Annotated in this window: 9 protein-coding genes; 6 read left to right on the forward strand and 3 right to left on the reverse strand. The window is 42.7% G+C overall.

Going from position 1 to position 13,019, the window contains the following annotated elements:
- Nucleotides 1-2: 2 nt before the first annotated feature.
- Together ABDD94_RS08435 and ABDD94_RS08440 are read right to left on the reverse strand one after the other, a co-directional pair.
- The gene (locus tag ABDD94_RS08435) at nucleotides 3-938 is read right to left on the reverse strand and encodes a DUF4434 domain-containing protein (RefSeq protein ID WP_345955482.1); all 936 of its coding nucleotides are present in this window, start codon (nucleotides 936-938) and stop codon (nucleotides 3-5) included.
- A 17-nt stretch (nucleotides 939-955) separates the two neighbouring features.
- Nucleotides 956-1,630, reverse strand: a complete 675-nt coding sequence (locus tag ABDD94_RS08440) for a GDSL-type esterase/lipase family protein (protein ID WP_345955483.1) — start codon at nucleotides 1,628-1,630, stop codon at nucleotides 956-958.
- Between the two features lie 148 nt (nucleotides 1,631-1,778).
- Here ABDD94_RS08440 and ABDD94_RS08445 point away from each other — a divergent pair, with 148 nt between their 5' ends.
- A complete protein-coding gene (locus ABDD94_RS08445; RefSeq protein WP_345955484.1) occupies nucleotides 1,779-2,996 on the forward strand; it encodes an ROK family transcriptional regulator in 1,218 nt (405 codons plus the stop codon).
- A 182-nt stretch (nucleotides 2,997-3,178) separates the two neighbouring features.
- Here ABDD94_RS08445 and ABDD94_RS08450 read toward each other — a convergent pair whose 3' ends face one another.
- Nucleotides 3,179-5,086 carry a family 20 glycosylhydrolase gene (locus tag ABDD94_RS08450; protein WP_345955485.1) on the reverse strand — a complete coding sequence of 636 codons (1,908 nt, stop codon included), beginning with the start codon at nucleotides 5,084-5,086 and terminating at the stop codon, nucleotides 3,179-3,181.
- 260 nt (nucleotides 5,087-5,346) lie between these two features.
- On the opposite strand from ABDD94_RS08450, the gene ABDD94_RS08455 reads away from it, so the two are divergent.
- Genes ABDD94_RS08455 through ABDD94_RS08475 form a run of 5 tightly spaced genes read left to right on the forward strand, consistent with a single transcriptional unit; the run spans nucleotide 5,347 to nucleotide 12,975 of the window.
- On the forward strand, nucleotides 5,347-8,484 hold the full coding sequence (locus ABDD94_RS08455) for a TonB-dependent receptor (RefSeq protein WP_352432892.1): 3,138 nt from the start codon (nucleotides 5,347-5,349) through the stop codon (nucleotides 8,482-8,484).
- A gap of 23 nt (nucleotides 8,485-8,507) precedes the next feature.
- Nucleotides 8,508-10,076, forward strand: a complete 1,569-nt coding sequence (locus ABDD94_RS08460) for a RagB/SusD family nutrient uptake outer membrane protein (RefSeq protein ID WP_345955487.1) — start codon at nucleotides 8,508-8,510, stop codon at nucleotides 10,074-10,076.
- A gap of 19 nt (nucleotides 10,077-10,095) precedes the next feature.
- A complete protein-coding gene (locus tag ABDD94_RS08465) occupies nucleotides 10,096-11,016 on the forward strand; it encodes a DUF5017 domain-containing protein (RefSeq protein WP_345955488.1) in 921 nt (306 codons plus the stop codon).
- Between the two features lie 19 nt (nucleotides 11,017-11,035).
- Nucleotides 11,036-11,731 carry a GDSL-type esterase/lipase family protein gene (locus tag ABDD94_RS08470; protein ID WP_345955489.1) on the forward strand — a complete coding sequence of 232 codons (696 nt, stop codon included), beginning with the start codon at nucleotides 11,036-11,038 and terminating at the stop codon, nucleotides 11,729-11,731.
- Nucleotides 11,695-12,975, forward strand: a complete 1,281-nt coding sequence (locus tag ABDD94_RS08475; protein WP_345955490.1) for an AGE family epimerase/isomerase — start codon at nucleotides 11,695-11,697, stop codon at nucleotides 12,973-12,975. The genes ABDD94_RS08470 and ABDD94_RS08475 overlap by 37 nt, the downstream gene beginning before the upstream one ends.
- The last annotated feature ends 44 nt before the right edge of the window (nucleotides 12,976-13,019 follow it).

A 13,019-nucleotide genomic window follows, 5' to 3' on the forward strand; every position in this document is an offset into this window, starting at 1 on the left:
GCCTATTTAAAGCTTCTGATATATTCTTTATAACGATCATATAAATGACCCGCCTGCAGGTAGGCAGACTGCGGACTCATGAAGTGCGAAAACTCGAAGGTGATAGCCTTATCATAGCCTGCTTTACGGGCAGCATCAAGCTTTAACTTCAACTTTTCGAACTTAATCGGAAAAAACTTGATGGGCATATCGCGGTCAAAAGACTCGGAGTTCGTCCAGCATTGCATACCATACTTGTCGGCCAGTTTCTTGTTAACTTCAAAAAAGTCTGGTAGCTCGTAAATCTCCACATGTCCGTCCTGAAAGGCAACCGCATCCACCGAGCCTTTAATAGCGTCAAATATTTCATTCCAAGCCTTTTCGTGTTCCTGTATGGTAATGCTATCCTGTTTCGTGAGTACAGAAGATGCCGCCATAACAGCCTTCTTTCCATCAATCCACGGAGAAATAAAGGTTGGTAAATTGCCTGATATATCTTTGCAATGCCGGCCTAACTGCGCATACAAGCCCGATACCTTACCAGTACGGCCACTTATTTCCTGTGTAAGGTACCAGCCTCTAAACGATTTATAATGACCGTATTTAGCCCAAACTTCGTCAATTACTTTTTTGTTGAGATCAATCTCCTGCTGAAAGTCACCATTCCACCAGTACTTGCCCGAGTCATACAGGCCGAAGTAAAACTTCATGTCGTGCTTATCTGCAAGTTCAAGGTACATTTTTACCAGGTCAACCGGAGGAGTGTAGCAGTTTTCCTGCTTTCTCAAAACGTCAGAAGGATAAGTGAGCCAGCGTTTATAGCCACTTCTTATCAGAATAACGGTGTCAATTCCAACCGCTTTCATATGCGAAAAATCTGCGTCCCATTCAGCCCGCCCCCAGTTTTGATGGGGGATATCATGGCTTATTTCGTCTAAAAAAGTGCCTGTTATTTTCATTGCCGGTTACATTGATATTATAGCAGCCCTTTGCTTTTGAGGAGGTTCACCCACAAAATATATGCAGGCATCTTAAGGTGAATGCCATCAGTGGTATAATCCCTGTTCATTTGCCCGTCTTTTCCCTTGAAAATAGGGTGCAAATCAACAAAGGTTAATTTTTCTGATGCTGCCAACTGTTGCAGTAGGTTGTTTACTTCACTTACACGAGCATTGGTAATTCGCTTGTATTCATTACCTAACATCAATTCATTGACTGGTAAAATACTTTGCAGAATAAGTTGCGTTTTAGGCGAGGTGAGTTTCACCTGGCCGATGATTCGTTGGTAATTTTTAATAATTATGGCAGCGGGGATGCCACGCTTCAAATCATTAATGCCAATCAGTAAAAATATCTTTTTAGGTTTAGATGAAAGTACCTCATCAAGACGCGCAATTACGCCAAAAGATACGTCACCGCTAATGCCCCGGTTGATGACATTCTTGCCAGGTATCAATTCCTGCCACTCACCAGCCTCAGTAATACTGTTACCTAAAAAAACAATTTCATTCTTGCTATCAGGCATTTGCCTGAAAAATTGCAGCCGTTGTTTATAATGACTATTAGCATAACTGCTGTCGATTGGCAAATCTTGCGCAGAAGCGGCAAAGCTTACTAGAAAAAACAAAATTATTGTGGAGATATGCTTCATTGATTAATATCTACCTTAAAAATATTAAGATGAGCATAGTTATTAAATTAATTACAAAACTGAAAGCCTTTGATTTAATAAATTTTTAATTACAAGAATGTAAATCTGAACACTAATATTTAGTTTTATACCATCTTAGGATTTCTATATGAGGAAAACTTTTTTTGAAGAGATAAGCGATGTTAATGCTTCAGGCGTAGCTTACAAAAATCTAAACCTTAAAAAGTTTATCTTATCTTACTTTGCCAACAGCGGCAATGGCACCATAGCCGATCTGTGCAAGGAATTGTATTTGAGCGCACCTAAGGTGAACAACTTGTTAAATGACTTAATTAGTGACGGGCTGGTACAGGAGATAGGTAAGGTTGATTCAACAACCGGCCGCAAGCCCAACCTGTATGGTTTGATTTCAGATTCCGTTTTTTTTGTAGGTGTAGATGTTCGTCATACTTATATAAACATAGGATTGTCTGATTTTCAAAAAGAACTGGTGAAGGTTTCTCATGGCATTCCGTTTAACTTAAAGAACAATCAGGAGTCACTGGAAGAACTTTGTGGTCTTATAAACAACTTCATTAAAGAATCCCCTTATTCAAAAGAAAAAATATTGGGCATTGGTGTAAACCTTTCTGGACGTATTAATTATGCCACGGGTTATAGCTATAGTTTTTTTCACTTTAATGAAGAACCCTTAAGCAAGGTTATGGAGGGATTGATTGGTATTCGGGTCTTTTTAGAGAATGACTCCCGCGCCATGGCATACGGTGAGTTTTGCTCAGGTGCGGTAAACGGCGAAAAAAATGTGCTGTTTCTGAATATTGATTATGGTTTGGGCATGGGTATCATGATTAACAGCCAGTTGTATTATGGCAAATCAGGTTATGCCGGCGAGATAGGCCACGTACCAATATTCAACAATGAGGTAATTTGTCATTGTGGCAAAAAGGGATGCCTTGAAACAGAGGCTTCGGGCTGGGCGCTTACCCGTATTTTCAAAGAGGAACTGCAAAAAGGCTCATCTACTGTTATTAAGAAAAAGCCGGAGGATATTACACTTGATGACATTATTGATGCCGCCATTAATGACGATGTGCTTGCCATAGAACTCATTGCACAAATTGGTGAAAAACTTGGGAGAGGCGTAGCATCGCTTATTAATATCTTTAACCCCGAACTGGTTATTTTGGGCGGTCGTTTAGCCACTACAGAAGAATATATCAGACTACCAATTAAGAGCGCGCTTAACAAATATTCGCTTAGCTTGGTAAATAACGATACTCAGCTCAAAATGTCGAAACTGGGCAAGGATGCAGGTATTATCGGCGCATTTCTGCTGGTGAGAAACAGAATATTGGCGCTGAATTAATAGCTTCAATGGTTTAACATGATGCTACTTGCATATATCAAATTAAGCCATTTAAGAAATTTCCCCAATAAATAAAAGCGCAAAAAAAGCCCGTTTGCAAAATACAAACGGGCTTTTGTATGAAGAAACAACATAGTAGGGGCAAACCGGTAAGCCATCTTCCGGAAAGGAAAACAGCCTTGTTATTTCTTTGGAGTTGCGCGCTTATTCAAATCTTCAACTAATACCGTAATCATTCTACCTATAGGTTTATCGCCTCGGTAGGTAATTAAACGCAGCTGCGTGGCCTCTTTAGGCACAATGAGCGGTGCGGTGTACTTAGGGTAAAACTTATCTGGAAAAGAATTATCAAACGTGTAGTAAATATCCAGTCCGGGTATTTCAGTAGTAAGTTCCAGCTTTACACTTAAATCATTGGTTGTAGTAATATTGAAAATAGGATCATACACGCTCGGCGCATATTTTACGTCAGCAACATCAAAACGTTGGAAGTGCTTTTCTACCCGACCAAAAAAGTTAGGCCAGTTCTTTTTAACACGAGGTGACCATAACGATTCGGAAATTGCAAAACCACGCGGCCAGGTCATATATTCTGCATGGCGCATGTTGTAAACGTTTTCTGTCCATAAATTTGCCTGTCCTCCTTTAATATATTTAGCATCAACACTATCAGGTAATGGTTCAAATTGGTACGCTTTGTTCAAACGCAATGTGGCATATACGCGCGGCTCAATAGCCACATCGCCCTGCATATAATCGATATAGGCAAACGTTGTCGGACTCATGACCACGTCATGTTTCATTTGCGCTGCTTTGATGCCGCCCTGCATACCGCGCCAGCTCATTACCATAGCGTTAGGGGCGAGGCCGCCTTCCAGAATCTCATCCCAGCCCATAAATTTCTTGCCTTTTGATTCTACAATTTTTTCTACGCGTTTTTCAAAATAGCTTTGCACCTCGTTCAGGTCTTTCAAGTTTTCGCGCTTCATCAGATCCTTTATTGCATCGCTTTTTTCCCAAAAGTTTTTGGCAGCTTCATCACCGCCCATATGTATATACTCAAACGGAAATAACGCGGCTACTTCGGTGATCACTTTATCTAAAAACGCGTATACGTTTTCGTTTGCAGGGCATAAATTGTTATCAATAATAGCAGAATACTTTGGGCCGTTCCATTGCATAATGCGTTCACCAGATCGTACGTGGTAAGTGCTTGCCTCAGGTGTACAGGATAACTCCGGGTAGGCGGCTATGGCAGCCAGACTATGCCCAGGAACATCAATTTCGGGCAATATATTAACATATCGATCCTGCGCATACTTAATAATTTCCTTAATGTCTTCCTGCGTATAAAAGCCTCCATAATTACGCGGTTCTTCAGGTCTGGGAGGATCGAATGTGCCGTAATAACCAACCTTTTTTACTGCCCATGCGCCAACCTCGGTTAGTTTGGGCAGGCTTTTGATTTCAATACGCCAACCTTCATTATCGGTAAGGTGCATGTGTAAAAGGTTGAACTTATAACGCACCATGTTATCAATGTACTTTTTCACCTCAGCTTTTGTAAAAAAGTGACGTGATACATCAAACATTAAACCCCTCCACTGAAAACGCGGATAATCAGTAACGCTTACACACGGAATTGTCCATCGCTTGTTTTGGATATAAGTTGCACTTTCAATTTCCTTCGGCAATAACTGCAATAATGTTTGTATGCCATAAAATAAGCCTGCCGGCTTGTTAGCATGTATGCTTACCTCTTTGGGGGTTACGGTCAACCGGTATCCTTCGTTCCCAATGGCAGATTCATTAACAGCATTAAGAGTAAGGGATATGGTTGATGCTGAGGACTTAGCCGCACTTACACTTGCACCGGTTGCCTTACTTATATGCTGGTTGAAGTAAGCGATTACGGGCGCTGCTTCTGCAGCAGCATTAGTGCCAAAACTTATGTTTTTGGGCAATACAAATTCCCCTGGCATGCGTGCAATAGCTACAGGCTCGGGTATGATAGCAATATCGGTTTTAGCGGTTTGGCCGTGTGCCGCATAGCAAATGCAGCAGCACAGTACGTAGAACAGTCTCTTCATAGTTCTCAAATGTAATAGATTAACGCGTAAACATAACCACTCCAATCTTGATAAAAAAAAATTTAAATTTATTTAACATCATTATTAAATATTTTAAAAAACTATTACATTTACGAAGTCGCTAATTAATAATCGAATACAATCGTTGATTTTAAGTAAGTGGCGCTTTTTCGATTGAACTTAATATAAGCTCTAAATACCACACCTAAACCTTATCTAACAACCAATGATCATAAACCTAACAGTATGCTATGCAAAAAATGATTACTAAAAGCTTGAAAAAAGAGTTGCTGCTTTTATGCGCACTGCTGTTGTTTTGTTGCAGTGCTGCACTATCGCAAAACAAAGTGTTACGAGGAACCGTGACCAACAACCAGGGCGAAGCCTTACCCGGCGTAACCGTGCAATTAAAGGGTGCTAAAACCAGTCAGGTAACTGACGGCGGAGGCCGTTTCAACGTACCAGCCGGCCCAAACCAAAACGTACTGATCTTTTCCATGATTGGTTTTGCCACCCGGGAAGTTGCCATTACCGGAACCACGCCGGCTAAAGTAGTGCTTACCGAAACCACTACCAACATGAGTGAGGTAGTCGTTATTGGCTACGGCACAGCTCAACGTAAGGATTTAACAGGCTCGGTAGGTAGCGTAGATATTGCCGACTTGCAAAAGTCTGTTGTAAAATCGTTTGATGAAGCGCTTGCGGGGCGTGTTGCCGGCGTGCAGGTAAACTCGGCCGAAGGTCAGCCCGGTGCTGGTATCAATATCGTTATACGTGGTTATAATTCCATTACACAAAACAACTATCCTTTGGTTGTAATTGATGGTTTTCCTTTCGAGTCGCCTGCTGGTAATGCTGTTAACCCGCTTACCACACTTGACCCAAACGATATAGAATCAATTGATGTGCTGAAGGATGCTTCATCTACAGCAATTTATGGCGCACGGGGTGCTAATGGCGTAATTATAGTAACCACCAAACGTGGTAAAATTGGAGCCCCTACAATCACCTATAATGGTTATTACGGCTGGCAGGAGAATAAGAAGCGCATGAAGCTTTTAGATCCGTACGAATTTGTAAAACTGCAATATGAAATTGTACCTACTACAACAACTTCACTGTTTTTGCAAAACGGCCGTACTATAGATAGTTATCGGGATATAGCCGGCGTAAACTGGGAGGACCAAATCACCCGTGTTGCACCTATGCAGAACCATTATATATCTATGACGGGGGGCACAGATAAAACACGCTATAGCGTGTCGTTATCTACCGTAAGTCAGGATGGTATTATCATTAACAGCGGCACTAAACGTACTCAGGGAAGGATAAGCCTGGACCAGGATGTAAATAACAAACTCAAGGTTGGCATTAATGCTACCTATGCTTATAACTCCGTTAATGGAACGCCGGTATCGGCAACCAACAGCAGCAGTAATTTATACCTTTTGCAAAATGTATGGAGCTACCGCCCTGTTGCTACATCAGCCTCCGATGATTTGCTGAACTCACTGCGTGACCCATCAGTAGATCCAACAACAGATGCGCGGGTTAACCCGGTATTGTCTGCACAAAATGAACTCCGTAGAAGCTTTGGCACCAGTTTTAACAGCAATGCTTATGTAGAATATGCCATTCTTAAAGAGTTGAAGCTTCGGGTTAGTGGTGGCATAAACAGAAGTGTACGTGAAGATGACGCTTTCAACGGTGCTTTATCCCGTGTGGGTTCTACCGGTAATTACCGCGTTAGCGGTGGCGAAACCTTTTTTAATTCAAATACGTGGCAAACAGCTAATACTTTAACGTATTTAAAAAGGTTCAACAAAAAGCATTTGGTAAATGCCGTACTGGGATTTAGTGCAGAAAGCGGCGATTCGAAGGTGTTTGGCGGGTATGCTGTATTACTTCCTAATGAAAACTTAGGCCTAAGTGGTTTAGATGAAGGCACGCCAAATACAATTACCTCAATCTCCAGCAATTATACCAGAAACGCAATTTTTGCGAGGTTGAACTACACCTACAATGACCGGTATATTTTCACGTTCACCGGTCGCCAGGAAGGGTCATCAAGATTTTCTACCGGCAAGCGCGTTGGTTATTTCCCATCCGGAGCTTTCGCATGGAAGTTTAGTGAAGAGGGCTTTGCCAAAAGAATGAACTTTCTATCAACTGGTAAATTCAGAGCATCATACGGCGCTACAGCTAACGACGGTGTAGGTAACTTTGCTATTTACCCGAGCTTAGCCATCACGAATACATCCGGATATATGTTTGGAGGTGTGGATACCAAAGGCATCATCGCATCAAGTTTGGGTAATGCTGATCTGAAATGGGAAACTACCCGGCAACTGGACATGGGCATTGATCTTGGTTTCTTTAAAGACCGGTTGTTATTAACAGTGGATGCTTACCGTAAAACTACTGATGACCTGTTATTGAACCGTGACCTGTCGCCAAGTACCGGTTATAGTAACGCTTTTCAGAACATCGGTAAAGTGCAAAATCAGGGGTTAGAGATCACATTATCGGGCACGGCTGTACGTACCAAAAACTTTAGCTGGAGCAGCAACTTTAACATAGCGTTCAATAGTAACAAGGTTTTGGCGCTCGCCGGTGGTCAAAACTTCATGACATCGAACCAGAACTGGTCGGCTGATTGGGCCAGCATTCCTGCTTATGTGGCTATTGTTGGCCAGCCTATATCTGCCTTTTATGGTTTGATTTATGATGGCACTTACAAGTATGAAGATTTTATCCAAACAGGTAACACTTACCTATTAAAATCTAACATTACCGCCAATGGCGAAGTGCGCGCTAATGTGCAGCCTGGTGATGCAAAATACCGTGACCTTAACGGCGACCTGATTATTAATGACCTGGATAAAGTCGCTATAGGTCGTGCTTATCCAATTCACCAGGGTGGTTTTTCCAATAATTTCAGCTACAAAGCTTTTGACCTGAGCGTATTTATGCAATGGTCATACGGTAATGACATTATCAATGCCAACAGGCTGATCTTGGAAACCGGATCGGTATTTAACACCAACCAGTTTGCTACGTTTGCCGATCGCTGGTCGCCTCAAAATCCTACATCTGATATTCCGGCTGCAAAGGGTCAAACTTACCAGTCTTATTCTACCCGTATTATTGAAGACGGATCCTTCCTGCGTTTGAAAACCGTATCATTTGGTTACACGCTGCCTGCTTCAGTAGCATCAAAGTTAAAGATGAAAACTTTAAGAGCGTACGTAACTGCACAAAACCTGTATACCTGGACCAAGTACACCGGCTATGACCCGGAAGTATCAGTACGTAACTCAGCGCTTACACCTGGCTTTGATTACTCGGCTTATCCAAGAGCGAGAACAATTGTAATAGGCCTAAATACTTCATTTTAAACTACCTGTAATTAGATATTATTATGAAAAGAACTTTGATCACTATAATTACTTGTGCGGGTGTTTTATGCAGCACTGCGTGCAAAAAATTTTTGGATACCACACCTACAGACTTTGTTTCGCCTGCTAACTATTACCAGAACGAGGAGCAGGTTAATGCGGCACTTACCGGAGTTTACGATGCCTTAGGCAAAAGCGGCACTTATGGCCGGTATTTGTGGTTCGAAATGGATATAGCAGACGACAGCTTTTATTCGCTTCCATCATCTGTGCAAGACGTAGCTTTGTATAACTACAGCCCGGCCGACGCCAAGCTGTTATCTACCTGGACTACCTTATATCAGGGGATAAACCAGGCAAACATGCTTCTTGACAATATTGACAAGGCTAATATGGGCCAGGTAGCTAAGGATAATGCAAGAGGTCAGGCCTTATTTCTGCGGGCGTATTACTACTTTATACTCGCAAACAACTGGGGCGATGTGCCGCTGAGACTTACAGCAACTGCTACAGTATCAGAAACAGATTTTCCTAAATCATCTTACCGTGCTGTTTATGCTCAGGTGGTTTCGGATATGGAAAAAGCCGCTGATATGGTTAGCGCTAATACCGCTTACAGTTATAACAGCCGTGTAACCAAATCGGTGGTATGGGGTATGCTGGCCAGGGTAAATCTTAAAATGGCTGGTGCCCCTATGCGTGATGCCTCACGCTTTGCAGAGGCACGTAAATGGGCTAACAAGGTAATGACTGATGCTCCGCACTCGCTGAACCCTGATTACAAACAGGTATTCAAAAATATGTGCGCTCACATTTATGACCTGAAAGAAAGCATTTGGGAGGTTGAGTTTAACTTAAAAAATGGCACCCAAGACGAAGGTGGTTCGGTAGGAGTAATCAATGGCATAGGTACTACCAATCCAACGGTAGGTTACAGCTATGGCGCCAAACGTACTACGGCACGTTACTATAACTCCTTCGCTTTAGGCGATTTACGCCGTGACTGGTCTATCAGTCCTTATAGCTATACGTCATCAACTTCGTCTGTTCAGGTTCCATTTACCGCCGCGCAGATCTATAACCGTTTTGATGCCAAATGGCGCAGGGAGTTTGAAGGGAATTCTACGAAGTTTACTAACACGTCGGCCATCAATTTCCCACTGCTACGGTATGCAGATGTATTACTGATGTTTGCTGAAGCCGAAAACGAAGTAAACGGCCCAACAGCTGCTGCTTACAACGCCGTGAACCTTGTTCGGGAACGTGCGTATGGTGTTCCGCTTGGGCTGGCCACCGCCACACAGGCCGATTTGGCAACCGGTTTCGACAAGGCAGCATTCCGCGAAGCCGTGCGCAGGGAGCGCTCGCTTGAACTGGGTTATGAAGGCCTGCGCCGATTTGACCTTATCCGTTGGAGTGTATTTGTACCGACTATGAAGGCAGTAGCCAATGAGATCACCACCGGTGCAGGCTCAACATACAGCTACGGTGCACGTTCTGGCCAAAACGTAACTGACCGCGACACCCTCTTTGCCATACCGGCCAGAGAGCTGTCAGTTAACCCAAGCATGACACAAAACAAAGGTTTTTAATCAATCACATTTGAAAAAGATGAACAAGACGCACACATGGAGATTGATCATAGGATTGATTGGTCTTACACTGATATATTCCTGCAAGGATAAAAATGTTGAAGCTCCCGAGTTCAACGTAGACACCGATAAAGCTGAGTACAAGGTAGGAGAGGCAGTAAATTTTAAAATATCAGGTGATCCTGATGTGATTAGCTTTTACTCGGGCGAGAAAGGCAAAGAATATCAATTTAAAGACCGTACCACAGCTAACGGAAAAGTTAGCTTAAGCATGACTACTCAAGTGCTTTTCGGTCGCCAGCCCAATAACCTTGCTTTGCTTTATTCAACCGACTTTAATGGTTTGTATGATGCCGCAAACGTTAGGGCCGCTACCTGGACAGATATCACCAGTAGGTTCAAACTATCAACCGTTGTTCCGGGCGGATCTGGTGTTCAGACCCCTTCAGGCGTGGTTGATATATCGGATCTGCCGGTAGCAGGTAAACCTATTTACTTTGCTTTTAAATACACCGGGGATGCAGTTACAGGAACCACGCCAACACAAAATACCTGGCGTGTTTATGCGTTCGATTTAACCAATACCTTGCCTGATGGTAGTGTACTAAACGTATCATCAGCGTCAACAGCAGGCTGGTTAGCTATAGACTTTGTTAACACCGCTAATAAATGGACGATCCAAACTGCCGCACCATTCATTTTCTTTAATCCCAACAGTACCTTGGTAGCATCAGAAGACTGGGCGCTTACAAAAGCTTTGTTTCCCAATAATGTAGATCCCGATGTTGCTGCACCTATTAAAACCTATTTGCAAACTGTAAACGACTATAAATACACTTATACCACTCCAGGCACTTACACGGTAACATTTGTAGGCACTAACGGCAAAAATACTGGTTCGAGCAGTGTTGTTAAACAATTAACTATCGTAGTTAAATAATTGAACCTGAATAAATATAATGAGACAAGTAATAGGATTTAAGTTTTTAACAACTGGTTTGTTGGCGTTCTGTCTGGCTTATGCAGCCTTTGCGCAGGAGGTTAAGATTGACAGCAATTATATCAACAGCCATTATACAGAGCGTATGGATTTTTTCCATGCGTTGCCGGTGCAGAAACACGCTATCGTATTTCTGGGTAACAGCATTACCGAACATGGCGAATGGCCTGAACTAGTTGCCGGTAAAAAGCCGGTAATTAACCGTGGCATTGGCGGCGATAACACCTTTGGTTTGCGTGCCCGCCTTAATGAGGTTCTGGCTGATGAGCCATCTAAGATATTTCTGCTCATCGGCATTAATGATCTGTTTCGTAAGCTGCCTTATGAGGTAACGGTTAGCAACTACAAGCGCATCATCAGCGCAGTTAGAACTAAGTCACCTAAAACAAAGCTTTACATCCAAAGCGTGCTTCCTATTAACGAAGATATGCTGAAGCAGCCTTATGCCGCGGGGCGGAACGCTATGGTGCTGGAACTGAACAAACGCATAGAGGCTTTAGCTACGACAGAAAAGATACCTTTTATCAATCTTCATCCGCTCTTCCTTGACGCAGAAGGTAAACTAAAACGCGAGCTCACGCTTGATGGTGTACACCTGAAGCCAAAGGCTTACGTCACATGGATAGAATATTTAAAGAGCAGCCACTATTTATAATAGAGAAAGTTTCGCTTACTCTACAAATACCAAAAACAGATAACATTATTACTACATCAACAATGCAAGATTACAGTCTTCTTTACAAAAAAGAATTACTCGAAAATATCATTCCTTTCTGGAGTAACCATTCTATTGACAAGGAGCATGGGGGTTTCTTCACCTGCCTGGACCGTGCCGGCCAGGTATATGACACCGACAAGTTCATGTGGCTGCAGGGACGCCAGATTTGGACGTACTCTATGCTGTATAATAACGTAGAACAAAATCCTGCATTCTTGGACGTAGCTCGTCATGGAGCCGACTTTATTTTAAAAAATGGCAGGGATACTGATGGCAACTTTTACTTTTCGCTTAACCGTGAAGGAAAGCCGCTTGTGCAGCCTTACAACATTTTTTCAGATTGCTTTGCCGCCATGGGCCTTGGTGCATTGTATAAAGTTGATGGTAAAGACGAATACGGCCAGGTAGCTAAAGATACATTCGAGAACATTTTGCGCCGTCGTGACAACCCGAAAGGCAAATACAGCAAAGGCTTTCCGGGCACGCGCGATCTGAAAAACTTTGCACTGCCAATGATCCTTTGTAACCTTTCGCTTGAGTTGGAGCATCTGCTGGACAAACAATTGGTGGACAATTTGATAGAAGAAGTGCTGCACGAGGTGCTTGATGTATTTTACGATGATGCAACCGGGATGATTGTAGAGAATGTATACCTCGATGGTAGCTTTTCTGACTCGCATGAAGGGCGTTTACTTAATCCCGGTCATGTGATAGAAGCCATGTGGTTCATCATGGACCTGGGTGTGCGGCGTAACGATCGCAGTTTGATTGAAAAAGCAGTAACTATCGCCCTGCGTACATTAAAGTTTGGCTGGGATGAAAAACACGGCGGTATACTTTATTTTAAAGACATTAAAGGCCACCCTGTGCAACAGTTGGAGTGGGATCAGAAACTTTGGTGGGTGCACGTGGAGGCTTTGGTTTGTATGGCCAAAGCATACCAGTTAACCGGTAATGAAGATTGCAAAGAGTGGTTCGATATACTGCACAATTATACATGGTCGCACTATCGTGATGATCAGTATGGCGAATGGTTTGGTTACCTCAACCGGCAGGGTGAAGTTTTGCTGAATTTGAAAGGTGGCAAATGGAAAGGTTGTTTCCATATACCAAGAGCGCTTTACCAGTTATATAAAACACTTGAGGTACAGAAAGCATTAACAGCCGATCCATTATCTTAATTACTTAGTAAGTCCTCTCTTTTAACTAAGAGAGGACTTTAATT

It is taken from the genome of Mucilaginibacter sp. PAMB04168, from assembly GCF_039634365.2.
Classification (GTDB): domain Bacteria; phylum Bacteroidota; class Bacteroidia; order Sphingobacteriales; family Sphingobacteriaceae; genus Mucilaginibacter.